This is a genomic window from Sphingomonas sp. Root720, assembly GCF_001428605.1.
Classification (GTDB): Bacteria; Pseudomonadota; Alphaproteobacteria; order Sphingomonadales; family Sphingomonadaceae; genus Rhizorhabdus.
On sequence record NZ_LMID01000011.1, the window covers coordinates 559,171 to 584,986 of the forward strand.

Genomic DNA, 25,816 nt, shown 5'->3' on the forward strand with positions numbered 1-25,816 from the left:
TGTGTCTCCTCAGGCTTGTTCGAGCACGCTGGTCTCGATCATTTCCAGCTCGTCGGACATGGCACGCTGCTCGCAGGCGACGCCTTTCGGCAGGACGACGATATCGCCGGTTTCGACGCGGAGGGTCTGGCCGTCGATGTCCACGTCCATCCAGCCTTGCATCACCATCAGGAACCGGTAGCGGTCGTCATGCGCCAGCGATCCCGGCTCGAACGGGCTGGTGCGCGAGCGGCGCAGGCGCCGGATACGGAACCGGCGGTCATAGGGCCCCATCACCGGGTAGAGATAGGCGATCACCCCGCGCGCCTCGCCTTGGCGGATCGCGGCGCTGCTGCCCCAGGTGCGCGCTGGGGTGTCGATGTCCGAAGCGGGTTCGACCCCTTCGACCGTGCCGAAGCTTCCCGGAAAGGTGATCTCGGCGACCTGATAGTCGGAGGACGGATTGCTCACGTCGTGCATCACATGGCCGGGAATGAAGAGGATGTCGCCCTTGCCCGCGCGGCCATAGCGGCCGCCCCGATAGCCCAGCTCGATCGATCCTTCGAGCACCATCGCCACCTGCAGGTCGCAGTCATGATGGTGCCAGGGGCTGCCGAAGGCGGGCTTGTCGATGAAATGGCCGGGGACGGTGGAGATGGAGCGAGCATCGCCGCCGGTGATCTCCTGCAGCCTGTAGTCGATCGTCCAGCCCGCCGCCGAGCGGTGCGCTTGGCCAGGCTGGTGCGGCAGCTCAATGCGATGGTCGCCGGCCTTGCGCACATAGGCGCGGATCAGCGTCGCGCTGTCGCTGGTCTGGTGATCGGCCACGTCTCTCTCCCTTGGTCTTGCCGCCACGCTACCAGCCCCGGTCCGCCGCGAGGCATTAGAATTTCGCGAATGCGACATGCGATCATTTGATGGGCGGCCCGCGATGCGCTGGGTTAGCCACGCCTGACGGAAAGACGTGAGGGGAGAGGATATGGCGGCGATCGGCTTCATCGGCCTGGGCTCCATGGGGCTATGCCTCGCCACGCGGTTGATCGAGCATGGCTGGGCGGTGGCGGGCCACGATCCCGCGCCCGGCCCGGCCCAGGCTTTTGTGGCGGCCGGCGGCGAGCTGGCAGCGTCGCTGCCCGATCTGGTGCGTAACTGCCCGGTGCTGCTCGTCGCGCTGTCGAGCCGCGCCGCCTATGATCAGGTGCTGGCCGGGATCGCGGCGGCCGGCGGCGGCGGCTGGCTGATCGACATCAACACGCTCGACCCCGCCGAGAAGCTGGCCGCGCGGGATCGCATGGCCGGGACCGGCTGGACGATGCTCGATTGTACCGTCAGCGGCACCCCGGTGATGGTCGAGAAGGATCTACACAGCCTCTATGTCAGCGGCGGCCCGGTCGAGGGCGATCTGGAGCGGATGATCGCCGACATGGCCGTGAAGCGCTTCGATGTCGGCGCTTTCGGCAACGCCGCGCGGATCAAGCTGGTGATCAATATGATGGTGATCTGCCATAATGTCGTCGCCGCCGAGGCAATGGGCCTCGGCCTCAAGGCGGGTCTTGACCCCGATCAGCTCTACGAACTGATCACCGCCAGCGCGGGCACCTCGCGCATTTTCGAGGTGCGCGGACGAATGATGGCGACGGGGGTCTATCCGCCTGAGACGATGTATTCGCTCATCGCCGACAAGGACGGGCCGACCATCGCCGATTTCGCGCGGGGCCTGCGGGTGCCGCTGACGATGCTACCGCCGGCCATCCAGGCGCATATCGACGCGCTGACCACCCGCTGGGGCGAAACCGACCCCGCGTCGCTCTGCGCGGTGATCGAGGACCGCATCGGCCACCGCCGCCAGGACGCCACCCGATGACGGAGGATCCCGCCGACGTCCTGATCGTCGGCGCGGGCGCCGCGGGCTGCGTGCTTGCCGACCGGCTGAGCGAGGATGGACGCCGCCGGGTGCTCCTGGTCGAGGCCGGGCCCGATATCCCGCCCGGCGAGGAGCCGGCCAGCATCCGCGACGCCTTCCCCACCTCGGTCGCGGTGCCCGGCTTCTTCTGGCCCGGGCTGACCGCCGAGCTGCGCCCTGGCGTGCGCCGCCCCTATCAGCAGGCGCGACTGATGGGCGGCGGATCGAACATCATGGGGATGATGGCGCTACGCGGCGTGCCCGCCGACTATGACGAGTGGCGGGCGCTGGGCGCTACGGGCTGGGGCTGGGACGATGTGCTGCTCTACTTCAAGCGGCTGGAGGACGACCGCGATTTCGCCGGGACGCTGCATGGCCGCGACGGCCCCATCCCGATCCGCCGCCACCCGCCCGCCGCCTGGCCGCCCTTCGCCCGCGCGGTTGCCGACGCGGTGCGCGATCGCGGCTATCCCTTATTGGCCGATGGCAATGGCCAGTTCGGAGACGGACTGTTCCCGACTCCGATGAGCAACCTGCCGGACCGACGAGTTTCGGCGTCGATGGCTTATCTCGACCGCGTGGTACGTGACCGGCCTAACCTCCGGATCAGTTGCGACACGGAGATGTTGCGCCTGGTCGTCGACGGGCGTCGCGTCGCGGGCGCGATCGTCCGGCGAGGCCGCGAGGACCATGAGATCCGCGCCCGCACCGTGGTGCTGGCGGCCGGGGCTATCCACAGTCCGGCGCTGCTGCTGCGATCGGGTATCGGTCCCGCCGCCGATCTTCACCGCGCCGGGGTGGATGTGATCGCCGAAAGGCCCGGTGTCGGGCGGAATTTGATGAACCATCCAGCCGTCTATGTGGCGACCTATCTCCGCCGCGACGCACGGCAGTCGCCGGGCCAGCGCGCGTGGAGCCAGCACAGCCTGCGCTACTCGTCGGGACAGGCCGGTTGCCCGGCGCAGGACATGTTCCTGTTCGCCTTCAACAAGACCAGCTGGCACGCGATGGGCCGCGCGGTCGGATCGGTCAACGTCGCGGTCTACAAGAGCTTTTCGCGTGGGCGGGTCCGCCTTGCCGGTCTCGATGCGGCGCGGCCCGACGTCGCATTCAACTTGCTGTCGGATGACCGCGACCGGCAGCGGATGATCGCAGGCACCCGGCTGGCGCTCGAGCTCCTGAGCGATCCGGGGGTGCGCCGTCGCCGCCAGGACATCTTCCTGCCCAAAGGCTATACCGCGCAGCGGCTCGCCCGGCCGGGGCTGTCGAGCCGGCTGGCGGCGGCGGGCATAGCGGGTCTGTTCGACACGATCCCGCCGCTGCGCCGCGCGATGCTGGCCGACGCGCGAGTCGATCCCGAGGCCCTGCTGGCGGGATCTGCGGCGCTCGAGGATTTCGTGGCGGACAACGCGTTCCCGATGGGCCATGTCGCTGGGACCTGCGCGATGGGCGATCCGGCCGCGCGCGATACGGTGGTCGACCGATTCTGCCGCGTGATCGGGATGGACGGGCTCTTCGTCGCGGACGCATCGATCATGCCCACGATGGTGCGTGCCAATACCCATATTCCCACATTGATGATAGCGGAGCGAGCATCGGACTTGATGAGGTCCTTGCGAGTCTAGATCTGTTGGACCAGATCCCCGGCGGACACTGGCATCTCCCCAAGACGTCGTTCGATAATGGCGGCTCCAGCCCCGTCCTCCTTGGTGGAAGCATGTCGGCCAGCGTCGAGGTCGAAGGCCGAAACGGGGCCGCAAGCAGGATGACAACGCAGCTTGGGGATGGTGGTCCGGGATCGGATCAGCTCAGTTGCGTCGGGGCGGCGCGGGCCCCAGCCAGCCGAGCCGCAACGGCGTTGGCATCGCATCCTGGCGGAAAAGGGCTGGGCGGTACCCGCCTGGAGCGAGGTTCAGCGCAGCCTGATCTTCAGGAATATCGGCGCATCCGTCCCAGCGCCTTAAGGCCGGATCCCCGGATGGGAAGCTGCGCATGACCAGAAGATGTGCCGGCGGCGGCTGCTCATATGCAGCCGATCCGTAGCAGCTCCCAACCCACTTACCGGGGCGGCACGCACTGCTACGGTGCTGGCGCGGTCGCCAATCCTGTCCTATGCCCCGGGTCACTCTATCTTGCGGACTCGACCATATGGCTCTCGTGAAAAAAACGGCGTTGGGCGCGCGCAAATCGGCACGCGTCGAAGCACCTGTCACTGCGGCGCGGCCGTTGCCATCGCCCAGGCGCGCCGTTGCCGTCCCGCTCGCGCAGGATGCTCGCGGACGTATCGGACAGGCTACGCTGGAGCTCGCCAGCGGCCTGAGTGAAGCATCGGCCGCTGCCGCGGAACTCCAGGCTGCAATGACCCAGATCGCCAGCGGTGCCGAAGAAGCGGCGGGGGCGTCGCAGGAATCGCTTGGTCTGATAGCTACTTTGGGCGCGACCTTTCTGGAAGCGCGGGAGCGCGCCGGCCAAGCCCGGCGGCAGGCGGACGCGATCGAAACCGCGTTTTCCGAAATCACCGGCCAGATCGAGGCGTCAGTTTCCGCGATCGAGCTCAATGCCCGACGGCAGCTCGGGTCCGTCGAGGTGATCGCGGCGCTTGAGACGACCGCCGCCGATATCGGCGCCATCGCGCAGGGCGTTGGTGACGTCTCCGAACAGACCAGCATGTTGGCGCTCAACGCAACGATCGAGGCGGCGCGGGCTGGTGACGACGGCAAGGGCTTCGCAGTCGTCGCGGATGAGGTTCGCGCGCTGGCCGAGACCGCCGAAGCCAATGCTGCCGAAATCCTCGATCTCGCTGGCGGTATAGCCGGCGATGTCCGCGAGATCGTCACGGCGATCCGGAGTGCCGCCGGCGAGGCCGAGCGCGAGGCCCAGGCCGGTCGCGCGGTGATTGCCCGGATCGGCGAGACCGGGAGCGACCTCGCGGCGATCGCGGAGAGCGCCGAGCAGATCCTCGTGGCGGCGGTTCAGGCCGAGACGGCCATTCGCGAAGCGCAACGCGGTGCCGAGCAGGTCGCCGCAGCCGCCGAACAGCAGTCGGCGGCTGCGGCTGAAGCGCAGCAGGCGATCGAGCAGCAAAGCGTCTCGCTCGACCAGAGCCAGCAGACCGCCGACGCGCTGGGCGCCCTGTCCGAGACGCTCCAGGACGAGGCGGAAGGCAACGCCGCGGCCGAGCAGGTGGCGGCCGCGGCCGAGCAGCTGTCGGCGACGGTTCAGGAGCTATCCGGCGCGGCCGCCGAGATACTCGTGGCGATCGAACAGATCGGGAAGGGCGCGCAGGTCCAGGCGGCCGCCACGCTCGAGGCGAGCAGCGCGATGGAGCAGATCGAAAGCGCCGCGGAGATGGCCCAGGGCCGCGCCCGCGATAGCGCCGGGCGCGTGGCGTCGGTCGCCAGCTCGGTCGCCGAAAGCGCCGAGCGGATCGAGGCGCTGGCCAAGGGGGTCGGCGCGGCACTCGAGCGTACGCGGGCGATGCTGACATCGCTCACCGACGTGTCGAAGGTCGCGCGCCGGATCGAGCGCAATGGCGATGCGCTGGCGCTGCTTGCCGTCCAGACGAGCATGCTTGGGGTGAGCGGCTCGGTCGAAGCGACCCGAGCGGGGGACGCCGGGGAGGGATTTGCCACGGTTGCCGCGGATATTCGCAAATTGTCCCGCGACGCGGCGGTCAGCGGCGAGCGCGCGCGCGATGCCATCCGCGCGGTCCAGGACCAGGTCGGCGCAATCGTGCGCGATCTCGACCAGATCGTTGCCGCGGCGGAAAGCGAGATCGCGCGGAGTCAGGGCCTCGTCGAGCGCTTTCGCGCGCTGGAGGTCGAGCTTGGGGTTGGGAAGGCGGGTGCCGAGACGATCGCCGACGGCAGTGATCTGATCTTGCGCTCGGTGCGCGAAATCCGGGGCGGTACGGAGCAGATTGCGACCGCCGCCGAAGAAGCCTCGGCTGCCGCGCGCCAGGCGGGGGCGGCTGCCCAGCAGCAAAGCCAGGCCTCCGAGGAGCTCGCTGCCGCGATCGAAGAGATCGCCTCGCTCGCTGCCGCCCTGCTCGAACAGCCGTCCTGAGCGCGGTGGCGGCTCCTCAGCTGCTTGCGCTCGAGGTGGCGGGCCGTCGCCTCGGACTGCCGGCCATCGATGTCCGTGAGGTGCTCAAAAGCCGGCGCCTGACGCCCGTGCCGCAGGCCCCGCCCAGCCTGCTCGGCCTCTGCAACCTGCGGGGCGCCGCAATCCCCGTCCTGTCGCTCGCCGTCTTGCTCGAGCAGGATGCCCGACCCGCGCGGCGGATCGTGGTGCTCGAGGGTGCCTCGCCGATCGGCCTCGCCGTCGACCAGGTGCTCGGATTGGCTCCGGCCGGCGAAGCCGAGGCGCTCGCGGTCGCGCCGCTCATCGCAGCGCAGTTCGCCGGACTGGCTTCGCGCTCGGCGCGACGCGGGGAGCGGGTGGCGGCTCGGCGCGCCCGCAGTGCCGCGCGCTCCGAGACGCGAATGCTGTCGTTCGACGTGGCGGGCCAGAGCTATGCGCTTCCGCTCGAGCGTATCGAGGCGGTGATTCCGCTCGGCGCCCAGATCGCAACGATTCCCGATGCCGATGCAGCGGTGATCGGGACGATGGCCTGGCGCGATAGCCTGCTTCCCTTGCTGTCGCTCGCCGCCCTCCTCGGGTGTGGCGGTACGCGCGCGACCGGCGCCAGGATTATCGTGGTGCGGATCGAAGGCCATCCCGCGGGCCTCGTCGTCGACGCGATCGGCGAGGTGCTTGCCGTCCCCGACGAAAGCGTCGACTCGGTTCCCGCGCTGCTCCAGCGCGGCGGCGGCGAGGCGCGGATTGCCGCCATCGCCAGACTCGACGGCGGTAAGCGACTATTGTCGCTGCTCGCATGCGACGCGCTCGTCGACCCGAGCCTTGGCGCGCGGCTACGTGCGGTCGGCACCGAGGAAATACGCGCCGAGCAACGGACCGAGGCGGCGACCGAGGCTCTGCTCCTCTTCACGATCGGCGATGCGGCCTATGGTCTGCCGCTCGCCGCGATCTCGGAGGTCGCCCGACTTCCTGAAACGCTGACAGCCCTGCCGCGCGCACCGGCCTTCATACGCGGGGTGATGCATCTGCGCGGTCGCGCGCTCGCGGTGGTGGACCAGGCGGCACGGTTCGGAGCAACCGCCACCGGACAGCGACTGATCGTCGCTGCCGCGGGCGACCTCGAGGCGGCCTTCCTCGTTGACCGGATCCGCGGTGTCGTCCGCGTGCCGCGCGCGGCGCGTAGCGACGCGCCGGCGGTGGGCGAGGAGCCGCAGCTCTTCGAGTCCTTGCTGACCGCCGATGGCGGACCGATGACGCTGTTGATGAGCCCCTTTGCCCTTCTCGCCCAAACCGAGCGTCATCTGCTCGCTGCGGTCGATCTCACCGGGCGGTCGCGGCGCCGATGACTCGTCTCCTGATTGTCGACGACAGCCCGCTGATGCGGCGGCTGCTCAGCGGAATTTTCTCCGCCGCGGGGGATTTCGAGGTGGAGGTCGCCCGCGACGCCGACGAAGCGCTGGCTCGGCTCGGCACCTTCAAACCAGACGTCGTGACCCTCGACATCCATATGCCTGGCATGGATGGCCTGGCCTGCCTCGACCGTATCATGATCGAGCGCCCCTGTCCGGTGGTGATGGTGTCTTCGCTCACCGAGGAGGGCGCCGAGGAGACGCTCGACGCGATCGCGCTCGGCGCGGTCGATTTCTTCCCCAAGCCGCGCGGGGCGGTTTCGATCGCGATCGAGGAAGTCGCTCCCGACTTGGTAGCGACGGTACGTCAGGCCGCAAAAGCGCGGATTTCACGGACGACCCGGCTCACCGAGCGTGTGCGGCTGCGCGGCCAGATCGTCGAGAGACGGGCGCGCACGATGCCAGCGGCATCGCCTCGCCGCGCCGCTGCGGCCCCGGCCCCGGCTATCGCGCCTGAACGGCTCGTAACGCCGGGCGCGCCTGCGGAACACCTCGTCCTGATCGGGACATCGACCGGCGGACCGCCCGCGCTCGATGCGGTGCTCGGCGCGCTTCCCGCCGACTTCGCCTACGGGGTGTTGGTCGCGCAGCATATGCCGGCGAGCTTCACCGGGCCGCTCGCACGCCGTCTCGACAAGCTCTGCGCGCTGCCGGTCGCCGAGGTGACGGCGGTGACCCCGGTCCTGGCCGGCCATGTCTATATCGGCCGCGGCGACGCCGATTTCCTTATCAGCCGGCGCGCCGGCCGGCTCGTGGCTCTCGCCGCGCCGAGCAGTCCCGATCATCACTGGCATCCGAGCGTCGAGCGGCTCGTCGAGAGCGCGATGCTGCACGTCGAACCGTCAAAGCTGATCGGTGTGCTGATGACCGGGATGGGGACCGACGGCGCGACCGCGATGACCGCGCTGCACAAGGCCGGCGGCGAAACCATTGCCGAGGCCGAGGAGAGCGCGGTCGTATGGGGCATGCCGGGGGCGCTGGTCGCGAAGGGCGGTGCGGGGCAGGTCGCGCCGCTTGAACGGATCGCGGGCGCGCTCGCCGCGTTGGTTGCGGGATGAGCGCTTTCCTCTCCCCCGACGAGCTGAAGACGTTGACCGATCTGCTCTATCTGTGGACCGGCATGACTTTCGGCGAGAGCAAGCGCTATTATATCGAGCGCCGCTTCGCCGATCGTCTCAAGCGCAGCGGATCAGCCGATGCGCGGGCGTATCTCGCCCGGCTCGGGATCGATGCTGCCGAGCGCCAGGCGCTGATCAATGCCTTCACGATCAACGAGACCTATTTCTTCCGCGAAGATCACCAGCTGCGGGCGCTCGCCGACCAGATCCTGCCCGAGATCGTGCAGACCAAGCGCCCGGGCGATCTCATCCGGATCTGGTCGCTGCCCTGCTCGACCGGCGACGAGGCCTATTCGATCGCGATCTGGTTGCTCGAACATTGGCCGATGGTCGACGCCTATAATGTCGAGATCGTCGGCTCGGATATCGACACCGCGGCGGTCGGGGCGGCGCGCGAAGGGCGCTATGCCGCTCGCGCGCTGGCGAAGTTGCCCGAGTCGCTCGTCGAGCGCTATTTCGAGCCGGAGCACCGCCACCAGCGCAAGATCATCGACGACTTGCGCGAGTCGGTTCAGTTCACGGTCACCAATCTCGTCGATCCCGCCGCCGCCGCCGCGCAAGGCCGGTTCGACGTGGTGCTGTGCCGCAATCTGCTGATCTATTTCGACGATGCTTCGCGGAGGGTCGCCGCCGACACGCTCTACGACCGGCTCCATCCCGGCGGCTTCCTCCTGCTCGGGCACAGCGAGTCGATGAGCCGGATCACCGATCGCTTCGACTTCGTTCGCCTCGACGACGCAATCGTCTATCGTCGGCCGTGATGGACGAGCTGCTCACCCAGTTCCTGATCGAAGGCCGTGAGCTCGTGGCCGACGCGGAGGCCGAACTGAGCCGGCTCGCTGCTGAGCCGGACAATGCCGCCGCGCTCGACGCGCTGTTTCGTGCGGTCCACACCCTGAAGGGGTCGGTGGCGGTGTTCGACATGGAACCCGCCGAAGCGCTGCTGCATCGCGCCGAGGATAGGCTGGGCGTCGCGCGCAGCAACGGCGCGATCCTGGGTCCCGATGGGATCGAGACGCTGCTTGCCTGTATCGACGCGATCGACCGCTGGATCGACGAGCTCGAGCAGGGCGGTGCGCTCGGCGAGGACGCCGCCAGCGTGGCGGAGCAGCTGATCGCAAGACTTGTTGGCGGCCCGCGGCCGGTAGGAACCTCGACCGCGCCGGTGGCCAGCGCGGCGGAATGGGTTTCGGGGCCTGCCGCGCGCGCCGCCGCCGCGATCGGCGCGACCGATCAGAACCTGGTCGCCTTCCGCTACACCCCCGACCCAGACTGCTTCTTTCGCGGGGACGACCCGCTCGCGCTCGCGCTGGCTGTCCCCGACCTCGTCGATCTCGCCATCGTGCCGGTGGGAGGGCTGGCCCCGATCATGGATTGGGACCCGTTTCGCTGCCAGGTCCTGCTCGAGGGCGTCAGCAGCGCGCCGATCGAGGCCGTTCGCGCGGCGTTTCGGCTCGTGCCCGATCAACTGGCCTTTGCCGAGATAACCCCGCAGCCCATCGAAACCGACGCCGTGGTCGCCTCGGACGCGGCGCGTATCGTGCGCGTCGATGGAGCCCGGCTCGACCGGCTTGCCGACGAGGTCGGCGAACTGGCCGTGGCTGCCAACGGCCTTGCCCATGCCGTGCGCCGAGCTGAATGGACTGATCCCGCGCTCGCGCAGATCTTGCGCGCGCTCCAAGGCGATATCGATCGGATCACCGGGCGCCTCCATCATGGCGTCTCCGCCGTCCGACGGGTTTCGCTTGCCGCCTCTTTGCGCCGGCTACCGCGGCTCGTCCGCGAGATCGCACAGGGCGTAGCGAAGCCGGTGCGATTCACGATGCGCGGAGAGCTCACGCAGGTCGACAAGGCCATCGCCGATGGCGTTTTCGAACCGCTCCTCCACATCATACGCAACGCGCTCGATCACGGGCTCGAGTCCGCCGCAATCCGTCAGGCTGCGGGAAAGCCGGTCGAAGGGAGTCTCGAGCTCCTGATCAACCGCCAGGGCGACGAGGTCGTGCTTGGCTTGAGCGACGACGGCGCCGGGATCGATCCCGACCGGATCCGGGCGGCCGCGGTCCAACGCGGCATACTTGCCGCCGAGGCCGCCGCAGCGCTGTCCGACGCACAGGCGCTGCGGCTGATTCTCACACCGGGCTTCTCGACCGCGGCGGCCGTCACCGACCTGTCGGGCCGCGGCGTTGGCATGGACGCCGTTCAGCGCGCGGTCGAGCGACTGCGTGGACGCCTCGCTATCGAAAGTCGCGCCGGCAAAGGGACCCGGATCGAGATCCGGCTTCCGCTCGATGCGATCACGACCCGCCTGCTGGTCGTCCGGGCGGGTGACGAACGCTACGGCATACCGCTCGACCAGATCGTCGAGACCGCGCGGATCGCCGCCGACGCGATTCTGCCGATCGGCGGCGGCCAGGCTTGTGTCCTGCGCGATCGGACCGTTCCAATTCTCGATTTGGCGAGCCTTCTTGGTCGCGCCGCGACGCGGGACAATGCGGTGCGCCTCGTCGTCACCGAAAGCGGCGGCGAGTTGGTGGCGGTCCGGGTGGCGGCGTTCGACGCGCAGATCGACGCGCTGGTGCGCGAGGCGCGGGGCCTGCTGGGCGTGCTGCCCGGGATAGCGGGAACGGCCCTTCTCGGCGACGGCGCCGTGCTGCTCGTCCTCGATCTCCCCGAGCTTGCAGCATGAGCGTGACCGTCACCGGCGACGTCATCGCGCTCTCGGGGACCTGCCTCGTCGAGGATGCCGAGCCCTTGCTCGTCGCTCTCCAGGCCGATCCGCGCCGTTCGGTCGATGTCACGGGCGCCACACGGCTACATCTCGCGGTGGTGCAGCTCCTGCTCGCCGCCCGGCCGACCTTGATCGGCGTGCCCGACGACCCGATCCTTCGCGACCGCCTCCTGCCATTGTTGCTCCAGGTTAACTCTTAAGCGGCTATCGCCCTCAAACGGGAGCAGATATGAGGGAGTAACGAGTTCTGAAGCGTGGAGCCTTTTCGTGGCGGTGAAAGTCCTGATTGTTGACGATAGCAAATTGGCGCGGATCGTCGCGGCGAAGGCGCTGGCGGAACTCCAGCCCGAGTGGACCAAAGTCGAGGCGGGGAGCGCGGCGCAGGCGCATGAGCTGCTCGATGCCGGCGAGATCGTCGATATCGCGCTCGTCGACTTCAACATGACCGAGAAGGACGGTCTCGAATTCGCCGGCGAGCTGCGCGCGGCGCAGCCGACCATGCCGATCGCGATCATCACCGCGAACATCCAGGACGAGGTTATCGCGCGCGCCCGCGCGATCGATGCCACCTTCGTCCCCAAGCCCGTCACTTCCGAGGCTTTGCAGGGCTTCATTTCCGGGGCGGCGCTGCGTCTCCGCAAAGCCCCGTGAACCAGGATATGATTGCGCTCGGCGAACTCGAGCGCGATGCGCTTACCGAGATCGTCAACATCGGTGTCAGCCGAGCGGCCTCGTCCCTGCGCAAGATGGTTGGTCACGAGGTCCATCTCTCCGTGCCGTCGATCGAGGTGGTCAGCCAGCGCCGTGCCGCGCGCCTGATCGGCGAACGCGAGCTCGAAGCGCTGGTCGCCGTCCGCCAGGGCTTCGACGGCGCCTTCGCCGGCCGGGCGCTGCTGATCTTTCCCGAAGCCAACAGCCTCGAGATGGTCCGCGCCGTGACCGGCGACGCGCTGAGCCCGGAAGAGGTCCTCGACATGGAGCATGAAGCGCTCGGCGAGACCGGCAACATCATTCTCAACTCGTGCCTCGCGACGATGGCGAACATGCTCAAACGGTCGCTGACGATGACCATCCCCGAAGTGCTGCGGGGCAATGGCGCGATGCTGTTCGAGGTCGACGAGACCGGGAGCGCCGATGGTCTGGTCCTCTTCCTCTATATCGACTTCGCCGTCCGACAGCGCGACATCCGCGGCTACATCGCGATGCTGATGGACCTGCCGGCGCTGGCGACGCTCAAGGAACTGCTCGAGGAGTTCATCGCGCGCGTCGTGGGTGATGATGACCGCTGAGCCCTCGACCGGACGGCAAAACCGCGAACAGCGGATGATGGCGATCCGCGCAGCGGCGGGATCGAGCGGGACATGGGACTGGGATATCCTTGACGAGCGCCTCTATCTCGACGCGCATTTCGCCGAACTGTGCGGGGTTGACCCCGCGGACGGCCTGACCGGCCTGCCAACCGACGTCTTCTTCCGCGCGATTCACCGCGAAGACCGCGCGCGGATTCGGATCGCCGTCGCGGGCATCCTGGGCGGTGCGGAGCTCTTCTCCAAGGAGTTCCGGGTCGTTGCGCCTGATGGGGCGGTGCTTTGGATGCACGGCCGCGGCCAGTGCGAGCAGGATGCCGACGACCAACCGGTGCGGTTCACCGGCCTGCTCGTCGACGTGACCGATCGCAAGCGGACCGAAGAGCGGCTGCGAATCGCGCAGAGTGCGGGCGGCGTGGGAACCTTCGAGCACAGCGATGGCTTCGCGACGATGGCCGTATCGGAGGAGTTCTGCCGGGTTCTCGGCCTTCATCCCGCGCCGGTGCTGCCCGTCCAGACGGTCAACGCGGTGATGCTGCCAGGTGAAGCGCCGCTCATCCCCTCGCATCTGCCCGATGCGGGCGTCTCGGGGCTCGAGGCCGAGTTCCGTATCCTCCGCGCGGACGACGGCGCCGAGCGCTGGATCGCCCGGCGGGGCGAAGTCGTGCGCGACGGTGCGGGTTACCGGCTCGTCGGCGTCATCTATGACGTGACCAAGGCGAAGGAGCTTGAGGCGCAGCTGCGCGATCTCAACGACACCTTGGAAGCGCGGGTCGAAGCCGAGGTGGTTGAGCGGCACCAGGCGCAGGAGTCGCTCCGTCAGGCCCAGAAGATGGAGGCGGTTGGGCATCTGACGGGTGGGATCGCGCATGATTTCAACAACCTGCTGATGATCATCATCGGCAACATCGACACCGTCCGGCGACGGATCGATGCCAGCGGCGACCCCCGCCTGATGCGCTCGCTCGACAACGCGATGAAGGGCGCCGAGAGCGCCGCGGCGCTGACCCAGCGTCTGCTGGTCTTTTCGCGCCAGCAACCGCTCGACCCGCGCGCGATCGACGTGGCGCGTCTGCTTGCGGGGATGTCGGACCTGCTGACGCGCTCGATCACCGAGGCGGTTTCGATCCAGATCACCAGCACGGCCGAGCTTTGGCCAATCGAAGCCGATGCGCACCAGCTCGAGAACGCCATCCTCAACCTCGCGGTCAATGCGCGCGATGCGATGGACGGTTCGGGCGCGCTTACCGTCGCCGCGCGCAATGTGACGGTCAGTGGCGCAGGCGCCAAGGAACTCACGCCAGGCGACTATGTCGCGATCGGAGTGACCGACACCGGCTCGGGCATGTCGGCCGAGACGATCGCCAAGGTGTTCGACCCATTTTTCACCACCAAGGAGGTCGGCAAGGGGACCGGGCTGGGCCTTTCGATGGTCTACGGCTTCGCACAACAGTCGAAGGGCGGCGTCTATATCGACTCCGTGATCGGGGAAGGCACGACAGTCACGCTGTATCTCCCGCGCGCGATCAGCGAAATGGCTGCGCCGGCCGAGGCCGTCGAGGCGGTGGTACCGATGGGAAGCGCATCGGAGACAGTGCTTGTCGTCGAGGATAATGACGATGTTCGCGCCTATACGGTGGGTGTTCTCCGCGAGCTCGGCTACCGGGTGATCGAGGCTTATGACGGCGCGGCGGGGCTTCGGCTGCTCGAAAAGCAGGATCGCAGCATCCAGCTCCTCCTGACCGACGTCGTCATGCCCGAAATGTCGGGACCGGCGCTCGTCGAGGCAGCGCGCCGCCTTCAGCCCGACCTCAAGGTGCTTTACAATTCGGGCTACACCAGAGACGCGATCATGCGCGACGGCAAGCTCGAGCCGGGCGTAGACCTCATCGCCAAGCCTTTCACCTTCATGACCCTCGCCGCGAAGGTGCGCGAACTGCTCGATCGGTAGGACGAGCACTGCGTGGGGCTTGGTCGCCTCGCGTATTTAGGGTGGGGCGGCGCATCGCTGTCGTCCCGCCGCTTTGTCGGTCGAACGGCAAGGGAGCGTAGCGCGCCACGCCCCGGGGATGGTCGCGACACTCGTACATATCCGTATATCGGAAACGCCGTAAAGCCCGGAAAAGCGGCGCTGACGGTCCCGGGCGGGGGCTTGGACGCGGGGGCCCCTCTCAGTGCTGCAGCTTGCGATTTCGCGCCGTGATGCGTTTTTCGCCACGGGGCGCCGCGTCGATCGCGCGATGCGCGCGTCCGCCATCCGCGGCTTGCTCGATGCGGCGCGGCTGATCGCTCTGCCCTGCATGTACGGCGCGCGCCGGCTCGGCCGGAGCGGTCTCGCGCGGATCGCGACCGGCTGAAAATTTTGATCTGGCGCAAGGCAAGGCTCTGCCGCGGCGCGCATGGCGACCCTCAGATGGACCAGGTGAGAATGACGATGGACATGGTGATCATGAAGTCGGGAGCATGGCTGCTGGCCCTGCTGCTCGCAATCGGCGGGGCGGCCTACGCCGTGGATTCCGGCTTCGCCTTCCAGATGTGGATCGTCGCCGTGGCGGCGCTCGTCGGTCTGGGGGTGACCTTGGTCCGCACCGATTATGACGCGGTCCTCGGGCTCTCGACCAGGCCCAAGGCGACCGGTTATTATGACGACGTCATCCGGCTGGGCGTGATCGCCACGGTGTTCTGGGGGCTGGCGGGGCTGCTGGTGGGGGTCTACATCGCCCTCCAGCTCGCCTTCCCGCAGCTCAATCTCGGCCTCGAATACACCACCTTCGGCCGCCTGCGTCCGCTCCACACCTCCGCGGTGATCTTCGCCTTTGGCGGAAACGCGCTGATCGCGTCCAGCTTCTACATCGTCCAGCGGACCTGCCGGGCGCGCCTGGCCTTCACCAAGCTCGCGGACTTCGTCTTCTGGGGCTATCAGCTCTTCATCGTCCTGGCCGCGACCGGCTATCTGCTCGGCATCACCGAGGGCCGCGAATATGCAGAGCCCGAATGGTATGTGGACATCTGGCTGACGATCGTCTGGGTCAGCTATCTGGCGGTCTTCCTCGGCACGATCGTCAGACGCAACGAACCGCATATCTACGTTGCGAACTGGTTCTATCTCTCGTTCATCGTGACGATCGCGATGCTGCACCTCGTCAATAATCTGACGATCCCGGTCAGCCTGGTCGGTTCGAAGAGCTACTCCGCCTTCGCGGGCGTGCAGGACGCCCTGACCCAATGGTGGTACGGCCATAACGCGGTCGGCTTCTTCCTGACCGCGGGCTTCCTCGGCATGATGTATTATTTCGTGCCGAAGCAGGCCGAGCGGCCGATCTACAGTTATCGGCTCTCGATCGTCCACTTCTGGTCGCTGATCTTTCTCTATATCTGGGCGGGTCCGCACCACCTCCACTACACCGCGCTGCCCGATTGGGCGCAGACGCTCGGCATGGTGTTCTCGGTCATGCTCTGGATGCCGAGCTGGGGCGGCATGATCAATGGCCTGATGACCCTCAACGGCGCCTGGGACAAGGTCCGCACCGATCCCATCATCCGGATGATGGTGCTGGCGCTCGCCTTCTACGGGATGAGCACCTTCGAAGGGCCGTTGATGTCGATCAAGGCCGTGAATTCGCTGTCGCACTATACCGACTGGACGATTGGTCACGTCCACAGCGGTGCGCTCGGCTGGAACGGCATGATCACCTTCGCGACGATCTACTTCCTCACCCCGCGCCTGTGGGGCCGCGAGCGGCTCTATTCGCTCCGGATGGTCAACTGGCACTTCTGGACGGCGACCCTGGGGATCGTGCTCTACGTCTCCTCGATGTGGGTAGCGGGCGTCATGCAGGGGCTGATGTGGCGCGAATATGGCCAGAATGGCTATCTCGTCTATGCCTTCGTCGACGTCGTGATGGCGATGAAGCCCTATTATCTGATCCGCGCCGCGGGCGGCCTGCTCTATCTCGGCGGCGCGGTGATCATGGCGTGGAACGTCGTCCAGACCATCCGCGGCCGGGTTCGCGACGAAGCCCCACTCACCGCCACTCCCTACAACCCGGCGCTGGATCATCCCCTCCAGCCCCGAGCCGTTTGAAGGACGCGCCCGATGGCCTCCAAAATCTTCGATCACGGCAGGATCGAGCGAAACGTCACCCTGCTGCTGGTCCTTTCCCTCATCACGGTCGCGATCGGCGGCATCGTCGAGATCGCACCGCTCTTCTGGATCGATTCCACCGTCGAAAAGGTGCAGGGCATGCGGCCTTACACGCCGCTCGAGCTGGCGGGCCGCAACATCTACGTCCGCGAGGGCTGCTACAACTGCCATAGCCAGATGATCCGGCCGTTCCGCGACGAGGTCGAGCGCTACGGGCATTACAGCCTGGCGGCCGAGAGCATGTACGACCACCCCTTCCAATGGGGGTCGAAGCGGACCGGGCCCGATCTCGCGCGGGTCGGCGGGCGCTATTCGGACGAGTGGCATGTCCAGCATCTGGTCGATCCGCGCTCGGTGGTGCCGGGCTCGATCATGCCGCCTTATGCCTTCCTGAAGGAGCGCGACCTCGATACCCGCCATCTCGACGCGCATCTGCTGGCGATGAAGCGGGTGGGCGTCCCCTATACCGACGCCGACATCGGCCAGGCGATCGCGGACGCGCTGGCACAGGCCGATCCGGACGCCGACGCGGCCGATCTCAAGAAGCGCTACCCCAAGACGCAGGCGCGTGACTTCGATGGTGATCCCAGGCGGATAACCGAGATGGATGCGCTCGTCGCCTATCTGCAGATGCTCGGTACGCTCGTCGACACCAGGGCCGCCGAACCGGTGGAGAAGGCGCGATGATGTACGAGCTGCTGCGTCACGCGGCCGACACATGGGGCATGCTGTTCCTCGGCCTGGTCTTCCTCCTGGCGTTGTGGTTCGCGCTCAGGCCCTCGGCCCGCGCCCGGCACGAAGACGCCAGCCAAATCCCGTTCCGTGACGAGGATCCTCGTGATGACTGAACCGAAGATCGACGAAGCCACCGGCGTGCCCACCATGGGACATGAGTGGGACGGCATCCAGGAGCTCGACAACCCGATGCCGCGCTGGTGGTTGTGGACCTTCTACGCCACGATCGTCTTCGCCATCGGATATTGCATCGCCTATCCCGCGATCCCGCTGCTCGAGCGCGCCACCGCCGGTACGCTGGGCTGGACCAGCCGCGGCCAGCTCGCCGACGAGACCGCCAAGGCGCAGGCTGCGCGCGCATCCACGCTGGCGGCGCTCGCAAAAGTCGACATCGCCACGCTCGATGCTCGCTCGCCCCTCATGCAGGCCGCCGTCGAAGGTGGCCGCGCGGCGTTCAAGATCAATTGCGCAGCCTGTCACGGCGCCGGGGCGGCCGGCACCAAGGGCTATCCCAATCTCAACGACGATGATTGGCTTTGGGGCGGGAGCCGGGTCGAGATCCACCAGACGCTCGTCCACGGCATCCGTCAGCCCGGCGACGACGCAACGCGAATGTCGCAGATGCCCGCCTTCGGTCGGGACGGCATCCTCAAGCCCGACGAAGTCCAGGACGTCGTCTCCTACGTCCGTGCCGTGTCCCATCAGGACTCGGTCGGCGCGTCGGCGCGCCGGGGAGCCGCGCTCTTCGCGGCCAATTGCGCGATGTGCCATGGCGCCGACGCAAAGGGCGGACGGCAGTTCGGTGCGCCCAATCTTACCGATGCGATCTGGCTCTATGGCGGCGATCGGGAGTCGCTCATCGCGACCGTCGTCAACGCCCGCAACGGCGTGATGCCGGCCTGGGGAAAGACGCTCGACGCGGCCACGATCAACATGCTGACCGCCTATGTCCACGCGCTGGGCGGCGGCGAATGACCATCCCCCCGGCCGGCCTGCCCGCGAAGCCGCGCAAGCTCTACGCAAGCCGGGCGGATATCTTCCCGCGTGCGATCGACGGCTTCTACCGGCGGCTCAAATGGCTGGTCATGGCGGCAACGCTGGCGATCTACTACGTCACGCCGTGGCTGCGCTGGGACCGGGGCCCCTACGCGCCCGACCAGGCCGTGCTGGTCGACCTCGCGCATCGCCGCTTCTATTTCTTCGCGATCGAGATCTGGCCACATGAATTCTATTATGTGGCCGGTCTCCTCGTCATGGCGGGGATCGGCCTTTTTCTGGTAACGACGACGGTCGGGCGCGCCTGGTGCGGCTATGCCTGCCCGCAGACGGTCTGGACCGACCTCTTTCTCCATATCGAACGCGCCATCGACGGCGACCGCAATGCCCAGCTCAGGTTGAAGCGAGCGCCCTGGACAGCCTCCAAGATCGGCCGGCGGCTTCTCAAGCATGGCAGTTGGCTGCTCGTGGGGCTCGTCACCGGCGGTGCCTGGGTCTTCTATTTCGCGGACGCACCGACGCTCTTGCGCGATCTCGTCCATGGCGAGGCGGCCTATGTCGCTTATGCCACGATCGCGATCCTGACGGCGACCACCTATGTGTTCGGAGGCTTCATGCGCGAGCAGGTGTGCCTCTATATGTGCCCCTGGCCCCGCATCCAGGGAGCGATGCTCGACGAGCGTTCGCTGATCGTCACCTACAAGGATTGGCGCGGCGAACCGCGCAGCCATGGCGTGAAGCGCAGCGAGGACAGCGGGGACTGTATCGATTGCCAGGCCTGCGTGCAGGTTTGCCCCGTCGGGATCGACATCCGCGACGGGGCGCAATTCGCCTGCATCACCTGCGCGCTGTGTATCGACGCCTGCGACCAGATGATGGACAAGGTCGGGCGCCCGCGCGGGCTCATCGACTATGCGACACTCGAGGATTGCAAGGCCGAGGCGGCCGGAGCAGCGCCGGTACCGGTACGGCGGACCCTGCTGCGTCCGCGCACCCTCGTCTATTTCTCGCTCTGGGGCGCGGTGGGCCTGTCGATGATGTTCGCGCTCGGCGCGCGCACGCGTTTGGATCTCGTCGCCGCGCATGATCGCAATCCGTTATGGGTGCAGCTCTCGACCGGCGATGTACGCAATGCCTACACGATCAAGATCCGCAACATGGAATCCAGACCGCGAAGCCTCCGGCTCACCATGGATGGGCTCGAGGCCGGCCTGATGTGGGACTCGCTCAGCGACGCAGGTGCCGCCTCCCGTTCGGTTGCGCTCGTCGTTGCGCCGGACCAGGTCGAGGCGCATCGCATCTATGTGCGGGCGCCGGCGGAGGGCCCGCCGACCCAGGATTTCCGGCTCATCATCGCCGCCGCGGATGGCTCGAAGGGCAGGGCCGCCGAGCAAGTTCGGTTCGATCGGCCGGAGAAACGGCCATGAGCCGGCCCTTCACCGGCTTCCACATGCTGGGCCTGACGGTTGCCTTCTTCGGCGTGGTGGTGGGCGTGAACGTGACGATGGCGACGCTCGCTATCCGGACCTTCGGCGGCACGGTGGTCGACAACAGCTATGTCGCCAGCCAGAAGTTCAATCGCTGGCTCGACGAGGCGCACACCCAGGCCGCTCTGGACTGGCAGGTGACCGCCGTGCGCGAGCGCGGCCATGCGGTGGTCGGGCTGTCCGGCGTGGAGGGCGCCCGGGTCGAGGCGACAGCCATCCACCCCTTGGGGCGGCTCCCGGCGATGCGGCTGCACTTCCGGCATCGGTCGGCGGGCCAGTTCCGTTCGATCGATGTTCTCCCCGAAGGCCGCTGGCGGCTCGAAATCCGCGTGCGGCAAGGCGTCCGGGCCAAGGACTTCGTTGTCGAGATTCCCGCATGACCGCGATCGTCGAACATAGCGAGTTCAGCCTTCCCGGGGTCCGGTGCGCTGCCTGCATCGCCAAGATAGAGCGGGGCCTGATGCATGTGCCGGGCGTGCTCGGCGCGCGGGTCAACCTGGCGGCCAAGCGCGTCGCCATCGACCATGAGGCCGCGGTCGATCTTCCCTCGCTCCGCGCCGCCCTCGATTCGCTCGGCTTCGTCGCCGAGCCGGTGCTGTTCCAGGATACCGACCTCGCCAGTCGGAAGGAAAGCCGCCAGCTGCTGAAGGCGCTGGGCGTGGCGGGCTTTGCGGCGATGAACATCATGTTGTTCTCGGTGTCGATCTGGTCGGGAGCGGACGGGGCGACCCGGCAGCTGTTCCACTGGCTTTCGGCGCTGATCGCGATGCCCGCGATCGCTTATGCCGGCCGGCCCTTCTTCCGGTCGGCCTGGGCGGCGCTGCGCCGCGGCCGCACCAACATGGATGTTCCGATCTCGATCGGCGTATTGCTGGCGACGACGCTGAGCCTGTTCGAAACGATCACCGGCGGTGCCCACGCCTATTTCGATGGCGCAGTCTCGCTGATCTTCTTTCTCCTCGCCGGGCGGTTCCTGGACAGCGCGATGCGTGATCGAGCCCGCGACGGAGCGGGGGCGCTGCTGCGGCAGACCGCGCCCGGCGGCACCATCGTCTGGGGCGACGGGAAGACCGAATGGCGAACGGCGGACGGTATCTCGCCCGGAATGGCGTTGTTGGTGAGCGCGGGCGAACGCTTCGCGGCCGACGGGACGATCGAGGAGGGCGTGAGCGCCGTCGACCGGTCGCTCGTTACCGGCGAAAGTCGCCCCGAGCCGGTCGGGAAGGGGGCGGCCGTCATCGCCGGATCGCTCAACCTCTCGGGACCTGTGACGGTGCGCGTCACGGCAACGGGGCCCGACACGGCGATCGCCGGCATCGTCCGGCTGGTCGAGGCGGCGGGACAGGGCCGGTCGCGCTACGTCAGGATCGCCGATCGTGCCGCGCGGTACTATGCGCCTGCCGTCCACACCCTCGCAGCCCTGGCCTTTGTCGGCTGGATGATCGCCGGCGCGGGCTGGCACGCCTCGCTGCTGATCGCGATCGCGGTTCTCATCGTGACCTGTCCTTGTGCGCTGGGTCTGGCGGTGCCCGTCGCCCAGGTCGTCGCCTCTGGGGCGATGATGCGCCGTGGTCTGCTCGTGAAGGACGGTTCGGCGCTCGAGCGCCTCGCCGAGGCCGATCGGGTGTGTTTCGACAAGACCGGCACCCTGACCCTCGGGCGGCCCGAGCTGGTCGGCGCCGAAGGTCTCGATGGCGCGGAGCGTAGCGCAGCGCTCGCGCTGGCCCGGGCCAGCACCCATCCGCTGTCGCGCAGCCTCGCGCGTACCTTCGACGCCCAAGGGGTCCGGCCGGCCGGCGTCACGGATCTGCGGGAGGTCCCCGGGATGGGGATGGAGGCTCGTGTCGGCGGCGTTCATGTCCGTCTTGGTCGCCCCGGTTGGATCGGCGTGTCGTCGGCGGGCAACCGGATGCTGAGTTGCGCCTTCGCGATCGAAGGGCGGAAGCCCCATTTGCTCCTGTTCGCCGATAAGCTGCGACCCGATGCCGAGGCGGCCGTGGCCCGCGTAGCGCGCATGGCGATGGATCCGATCATCCTGTCGGGTGATCGGCGCGAGGCAGTTGCCGCCATTGCGGCCGCGGTCCATGTCCCGGCAATGGTCGGAATGACTCCCGGCCAGAAGCTCGAAGCCGTCCAGCGGCTGACGGCGGCCGGCCACCGCGTGCTGATGGTGGGCGACGGCCTCAATGACGGCCCGGCGCTTGCCGCGGGCCATGTCTCGATCGCGCCGTCCTCGGCGAGCGATGTCGGGCAGAACGCCGCCGACATCGTCTTCCTGGGCGACAGCTTGCTTCCCGTACCGATTGCGGTTGCGGCCGCTCATCGGACCATGCGGGTGGTTCGCCAGAATTTCGCGCTGGCGATAGGTTACAATATTCTCGCTGTGCCGCTCGCTCTGCTGGGGCTGGTCACGCCGCTGATCGCGGCGATCGCGATGTCGACATCGTCCATCATCGTCGTGGCGAACGCGCTGCGGCTGACGCGGTGCGCGCGATGAGCGGCATCGGGTTGCTGATCCCGGTCGCCCTGCTCCTCGGATTGAGCGGCCTTGCCGCCTTCATGTGGTCGCTGTCGCACGGCCAGTTCGACGATCTGGAGGGCGCGGCGGAGCGGATCCTGATCGATGACGAGGACGGCGAGGAATAGCCGGGCAGCGTGGCCATCGCTGCATTATCGGCCATGAGATGCCCGACCCGAAAAAATGCGGGGAAGGCGCCTGCCTTCCCCGCCCAGGTGGAGGAGGGAGGAGGTCTCCTCAGAAACGCATGCCAAATCCGACGCCGACGACCAGCGGGTCGAGATGGACCTTCACCCGCTGCGTCCCGATCGCTGTGGTGGCGAGACGCGTGGTCGTGTCGATATCGATATATTTGACGTCGAAGTTGAGAAATGTGCGGTCGGTCAGCGGCACGTCGACCCCGGCCTGGAGCGCATAGCCGAAGCTCGACTTCATATGCACTCTGGTGTTCCCGACGGCGGTCTCGAGCCCCTGCGACGCCTTCTCCGAATAGAAGATCGTATAGTTCACGCCTGCCCCGACATAGGGGCGAATATTGGCTCCCGGGGCAAAATGATATTGCAGGGTCAGCGTCGGCGGCAGCACCCAGGTCGACGCGAGCTTGCCGATCGCACCCGTCGTGCCGGTACGCCCGCTCGCCTCGTGTTTTGTGGTCGCGACGATGAGTTCGGTCCCGACATGCGACGTCAGCATGTAGGTGAAGTCCACCTCGGGCATCACGCTGTCGCTGACCTTGACCTTTTCGGTGGGGAAGGTGGGCGTTATGCCGCCGGAACTCTCGTTCGGGGCCACCATTATGCCGCGCAGGCGTATCAGAACATCGCCTTGCGCCGCCCACGCCGGCGCGGCCATCGCGGTCGCCATGAGCGCGGCCATGATCCTGCGGTACATCACACATCCCTTTCATCGGTTTCGATGACGGAACGTTAGGCCCGAGGTTTCGGGAAGGAATTGACGTGCGCCAAGGATTTTCTTGACCTGCGTCAAGGTGGGCCGCCGCGATGTGGCCGATCAGGGTGGCATGTGGCCTTATCATCCCGACCTGATCGAGCGGCCGGTGCCGCGCTATACGAGCTACCCGACCGCCGCCGAATTCGCCGATGTCGGTGCCGGGCTCCAGGCGGCGGCGCTCGCAGCGATCGCTCCCCACGCGGAACTCTCGCTCTACGTGCATATACCCTACTGCCAGGAGATTTGCTGGTATTGCGGGTGCAACACGGGCGCCGCGAACCGTGCCGGCCGCATATCCTCCTACCTGGAGGCGCTCGAGGCCGAGATTCATCTGCTCGCGCGTCACCTCGCCGGCCGCGGCCGGGTCGTCCGGATCGCGTTCGGCGGCGGCAGCCCCAATGCGATATCCCCGCTGGCTTTCGTCAGGTTGCTCGATCGGATCGTGACCGAACTCGACGCCGCCGCCGCCGAGATCTCAATCGAACTCGATCCGCGCTCGCTCGACGCGCCCTGGTTCGACGTCCTCCGCGACACCCGCGTGACCCGCGCGAGCCTGGGCGTCCAGACGCTCGCGCCCGATATCCAGCAGGCGATCGGGCGGATCCAGCCGATCGAGATGATCGAGCGCGCCGTAGATGGCCTGCGCGGGGCCGGGATCGAATCGCTCAACTTCGACTTGATGTACGGTCTTCCGCATCAGCATCTCGCCGACCTCGACGCGACATTGATCGATGCGATGCGCATGGCGCCTGATCGGATAGCGTTGTTCGGCTACGCCCATCTGCCCACGGTGATCCCTCGTCAGCGGCGGATCGACGCGAGCGGCTTGCCCGATGCCCGGCGTCGCTTCGAACAGGCCGCGCATGGCTACAAGCTGCTGACGGACGCCGGCTACCATGCGATTGGCTTCGATCATTTCGCGCGGCCATCGGATACGCTCGCGGTCGCGGCCGCTCAGGGGCGCCTCCATCGCAACTTCCAGGGTTTCACCGATGACCCCTCGGACATCCTGCTGGGCCTCGGCGTGAGCGCCATCAGTCAGTTTCCCGAGCTGATCGTCCAGAATGAGAAGATGGCCGGGCGATACCGCATGCTGGTCGGCGCCCATCAATTGGCCGGGCGGCGCGGCGTCGTGCGCCATGGAGACGACCGCTGGCGCGGCGAGGTGATCGAGGCGCTGTTATGTTCGGGCGAGGCCCGGATGAGCGAGGATCGCTTGGCTCGGACGCGCCATGCGCTCGAGCCGTTCGTCGAGAGGGGGCTCGTCCGTTGCGGCCCCACATGGGTCCGCCTCCTGCCAACAGGCCTGCCCTATGCGCGCGCCGTCGCGAGCTGCTTCGATGGCTATCGCGCCCTCAGCAACGGCCTGTTCAGCCATGCGGTCTAGGATCTTGCGCGGCGGCGCCCTTCCCGCATTGGGCGCGGTCCTGCTGCTGGTCCACCCGCCCGTGATGGCGAAGCGGCTGGTCCTGCACGGCCTGCAGTGCGGTTCGGCGGGGGCGATCGATATCGAGGTCGGGCGTATCCCGGGTCGTTCGCAGGAGGATGACGGCCCATGCATGGCCGGCTGCCACGCAGCCTGTGCGGGACGTAAGCGGCACCTCGATTCGGGGGACGACCAATGAAAGGGCGACCGTCCCGGTGACGCCGTTGCCGCCGCGGGCGATGGCGTGGACTCCGCTGTCGCCGGACGGGGCGCCAGACGCTGTCGTGCGAAGCCCGACACCTTATTCCCGCGCAGAGATGCCCGAGCGCTAATCGCCGCTGTCGTGCAGGCGAAGATCCGGAAGCTTGCGCCGCTGGGCAAATGCGATTTCGAGGAGGGCGGATAGGGTCGCGACGCCGAGCTTCCGCATAAGCCGTGCACGGTGAATCTCGATCGTCCGGTGACTAATGCCAAGCACGCTGCCGATCTGCTTGTTGGTGAGCCCGTGGACGAGCCCGGCGACCACGTCGCGTTCGCGGTCGGTCAGTATGTCCAGCGAGGGGCGCCCGCGAGCGAGTTTTGCGCGGGCTTCGCGAAATGGCTGACGGTCGGATGAGGCCGCGCGTCGTGCCATCTCAGCCCCGCGCGGCTGGTCGCACGAGGCGTTCCACCGCCTTGACGAGCACATGTCTTCGCAGCGGCTTTTCGAAGATTTCCTCGAAGCCTGCATCCTTCGCGCTCGCGCACAGATCGGACGACGGGAAGGCGGTGATGAGAATGGCGGGCCCGGCCCAGCCCTTGGCACGCAACGCCGTCAGCGTGTCGACACCGTCGAAATCGGACATGCGATAATCGGCGATCAGGCAACTCGCATCAAGCGCGGTCTGGTCGGCGAGCAGCGCGGCGCCGCTCGCATAGGCGCGCACATCGAAACCATTGGCCTGGAGAAGAAGTTGCAGCGACCGGCGGACGCCAGGGTCGTCTTCGACCAGCAGGAGCCTCACCTTCCCGTTTGCCATTACCCCGCGAGGG

At 67.5% G+C, this 25,816-nt stretch carries 26 protein-coding genes; 22 read left to right on the plus strand and 4 right to left on the minus strand.

What is annotated here, in order from left to right; genetic code table 11:
- Nucleotides 1-9: 9 nt before the first annotated feature.
- The gene (locus ASE22_RS13360) at nt 10-807 is read right to left on the minus strand and encodes a cupin domain-containing protein (protein ID WP_056360119.1); all 798 of its coding nucleotides are present in this window, start codon (nt 805-807) and stop codon (nt 10-12) included.
- 151 nt (nt 808-958) lie between these two features.
- On the opposite strand from ASE22_RS13360, the gene ASE22_RS13365 reads away from it, so the two are divergent.
- From ASE22_RS13365 to ccoS, 20 genes are all read left to right on the plus strand, one after another.
- The gene (locus tag ASE22_RS13365; protein WP_056360122.1) at nt 959-1,843 is read left to right on the plus strand and encodes an NAD(P)-dependent oxidoreductase; all 885 of its coding nucleotides are present in this window, start codon (nt 959-961) and stop codon (nt 1,841-1,843) included.
- Nucleotides 1,840-3,507 (plus strand): GMC family oxidoreductase, encoded by a 1,668-nt coding sequence (locus ASE22_RS13370; protein WP_056360124.1) that lies wholly within the window; start codon nt 1,840-1,842, stop codon nt 3,505-3,507. The genes ASE22_RS13365 and ASE22_RS13370 overlap by 4 nt, the downstream gene beginning before the upstream one ends.
- A gap of 733 nt (nt 3,508-4,240) precedes the next feature.
- The gene (locus tag ASE22_RS13375; protein WP_321163639.1) at nt 4,241-5,947 is read left to right on the plus strand and encodes a methyl-accepting chemotaxis protein; all 1,707 of its coding nucleotides are present in this window, start codon (nt 4,241-4,243) and stop codon (nt 5,945-5,947) included.
- Between the two features lie 5 nt (nt 5,948-5,952).
- The gene (locus ASE22_RS13380) at nt 5,953-7,308 is read left to right on the plus strand and encodes a chemotaxis protein CheW (RefSeq protein ID WP_056360131.1); all 1,356 of its coding nucleotides are present in this window, start codon (nt 5,953-5,955) and stop codon (nt 7,306-7,308) included.
- A complete protein-coding gene (gene cheB, locus ASE22_RS13385) occupies nt 7,305-8,429 on the plus strand; it encodes a chemotaxis-specific protein-glutamate methyltransferase CheB (protein ID WP_056360133.1) in 1,125 nt (374 codons plus the stop codon). Before ASE22_RS13380 ends, cheB begins: the two co-directional genes overlap by 4 nt.
- Nucleotides 8,426-9,250, plus strand: coding sequence for a CheR family methyltransferase (locus ASE22_RS13390; RefSeq protein ID WP_056360138.1), 825 nt, complete (start codon nt 8,426-8,428; stop codon nt 9,248-9,250). The genes cheB and ASE22_RS13390 overlap by 4 nt, the downstream gene beginning before the upstream one ends.
- Complete coding sequence (locus ASE22_RS13395) at nt 9,250-11,178, plus strand: chemotaxis protein CheA (RefSeq protein ID WP_056360141.1); 1,929 nt, start codon at nt 9,250-9,252, stop codon at nt 11,176-11,178. Before ASE22_RS13390 ends, ASE22_RS13395 begins: the two co-directional genes overlap by 1 nt.
- Nucleotides 11,175-11,420 carry a hypothetical protein gene (locus tag ASE22_RS13400; protein WP_056360145.1) on the plus strand — a complete coding sequence of 82 codons (246 nt, stop codon included), beginning with the start codon at nt 11,175-11,177 and terminating at the stop codon, nt 11,418-11,420. The genes ASE22_RS13395 and ASE22_RS13400 overlap by 4 nt, the downstream gene beginning before the upstream one ends.
- 67 nt (nt 11,421-11,487) lie before the next feature.
- Entirely contained in the window at nt 11,488-11,871 is a 384-nt protein-coding gene (locus ASE22_RS13405) for a response regulator (protein ID WP_056360148.1), read from the plus strand.
- 8 nt (nt 11,872-11,879) lie between these two features.
- Complete coding sequence (locus ASE22_RS13410; protein ID WP_056361228.1) at nt 11,880-12,509, plus strand: chemotaxis protein CheX; 630 nt, start codon at nt 11,880-11,882, stop codon at nt 12,507-12,509.
- Nucleotides 12,499-14,478 carry a hybrid sensor histidine kinase/response regulator gene (locus ASE22_RS13415; RefSeq protein WP_056361232.1) on the plus strand — a complete coding sequence of 660 codons (1,980 nt, stop codon included), beginning with the start codon at nt 12,499-12,501 and terminating at the stop codon, nt 14,476-14,478. The genes ASE22_RS13410 and ASE22_RS13415 overlap by 11 nt, the downstream gene beginning before the upstream one ends.
- Before the next feature lie 223 nt (nt 14,479-14,701).
- Nucleotides 14,702-14,884, plus strand: a complete 183-nt coding sequence (locus tag ASE22_RS13420) for a hypothetical protein (RefSeq protein ID WP_056360151.1) — start codon at nt 14,702-14,704, stop codon at nt 14,882-14,884.
- Between the two features lie 77 nt (nt 14,885-14,961).
- On the plus strand, nt 14,962-16,611 hold the full coding sequence (gene ccoN, locus ASE22_RS13425) for a cytochrome-c oxidase, cbb3-type subunit I (protein ID WP_056361234.1): 1,650 nt from the start codon (nt 14,962-14,964) through the stop codon (nt 16,609-16,611).
- Nucleotides 16,612-16,623: 12 nt separating this feature from the next.
- A complete protein-coding gene (gene ccoO, locus ASE22_RS13430; RefSeq protein ID WP_056360154.1) occupies nt 16,624-17,358 on the plus strand; it encodes a cytochrome-c oxidase, cbb3-type subunit II in 735 nt (244 codons plus the stop codon).
- Complete coding sequence (locus ASE22_RS26220) at nt 17,358-17,519, plus strand: cbb3-type cytochrome c oxidase subunit 3 (RefSeq protein ID WP_235536345.1); 162 nt, start codon at nt 17,358-17,360, stop codon at nt 17,517-17,519. Before ccoO ends, ASE22_RS26220 begins: the two co-directional genes overlap by 1 nt.
- Nucleotides 17,512-18,381: a cytochrome-c oxidase, cbb3-type subunit III gene (gene ccoP / locus ASE22_RS13435; protein ID WP_056360155.1), complete on the plus strand. Its 870-nt coding sequence runs from the start codon at nt 17,512-17,514 to the stop codon at nt 18,379-18,381. The genes ASE22_RS26220 and ccoP overlap by 8 nt, the downstream gene beginning before the upstream one ends.
- Entirely contained in the window at nt 18,378-19,829 is a 1,452-nt protein-coding gene (gene ccoG, locus ASE22_RS13440; RefSeq protein ID WP_056360159.1) for a cytochrome c oxidase accessory protein CcoG, read from the plus strand. Before ccoP ends, ccoG begins: the two co-directional genes overlap by 4 nt.
- Complete coding sequence (locus ASE22_RS13445; protein ID WP_056360162.1) at nt 19,826-20,269, plus strand: FixH family protein; 444 nt, start codon at nt 19,826-19,828, stop codon at nt 20,267-20,269. The genes ccoG and ASE22_RS13445 overlap by 4 nt, the downstream gene beginning before the upstream one ends.
- Entirely contained in the window at nt 20,266-22,386 is a 2,121-nt protein-coding gene (locus ASE22_RS13450) for a heavy metal translocating P-type ATPase (protein WP_056360164.1), read from the plus strand. Before ASE22_RS13445 ends, ASE22_RS13450 begins: the two co-directional genes overlap by 4 nt.
- Nucleotides 22,383-22,535, plus strand: a complete 153-nt coding sequence (ccoS, locus tag ASE22_RS13455; RefSeq protein ID WP_056361237.1) for a cbb3-type cytochrome oxidase assembly protein CcoS — start codon at nt 22,383-22,385, stop codon at nt 22,533-22,535. Before ASE22_RS13450 ends, ccoS begins: the two co-directional genes overlap by 4 nt.
- Nucleotides 22,536-22,644: 109 nt before the next feature.
- On the opposite strand, the gene ASE22_RS13460 is transcribed toward ccoS, so the two are convergent.
- The gene (locus ASE22_RS13460; protein WP_056360167.1) at nt 22,645-23,298 is read right to left on the minus strand and encodes an OmpW/AlkL family protein; all 654 of its coding nucleotides are present in this window, start codon (nt 23,296-23,298) and stop codon (nt 22,645-22,647) included.
- Between the two features lie 130 nt (nt 23,299-23,428).
- Between ASE22_RS13460 and hemN the strand changes: the two genes are divergently transcribed.
- A complete protein-coding gene (gene hemN / locus ASE22_RS13465; RefSeq protein WP_056361241.1) occupies nt 23,429-24,745 on the plus strand; it encodes an oxygen-independent coproporphyrinogen III oxidase in 1,317 nt (438 codons plus the stop codon).
- Nucleotides 24,735-24,983, plus strand: a complete 249-nt coding sequence (locus ASE22_RS13470; protein WP_056360169.1) for a hypothetical protein — start codon at nt 24,735-24,737, stop codon at nt 24,981-24,983. The genes hemN and ASE22_RS13470 overlap by 11 nt, the downstream gene beginning before the upstream one ends.
- A gap of 129 nt (nt 24,984-25,112) precedes the next feature.
- Here the strand turns inward: ASE22_RS13470 and ASE22_RS13475 are convergent, their stop codons facing one another.
- Nucleotides 25,113-25,418 (minus strand): response regulator transcription factor, encoded by a 306-nt coding sequence (locus ASE22_RS13475; protein WP_056360172.1) that lies wholly within the window; start codon nt 25,416-25,418, stop codon nt 25,113-25,115.
- Between the two features lies 1 nt (nt 25,419).
- A complete protein-coding gene (locus ASE22_RS13480; protein WP_321163640.1) occupies nt 25,420-25,788 on the minus strand; it encodes a response regulator transcription factor in 369 nt (122 codons plus the stop codon).
- Nucleotides 25,789-25,816: the final 28 nt, after the last annotated feature.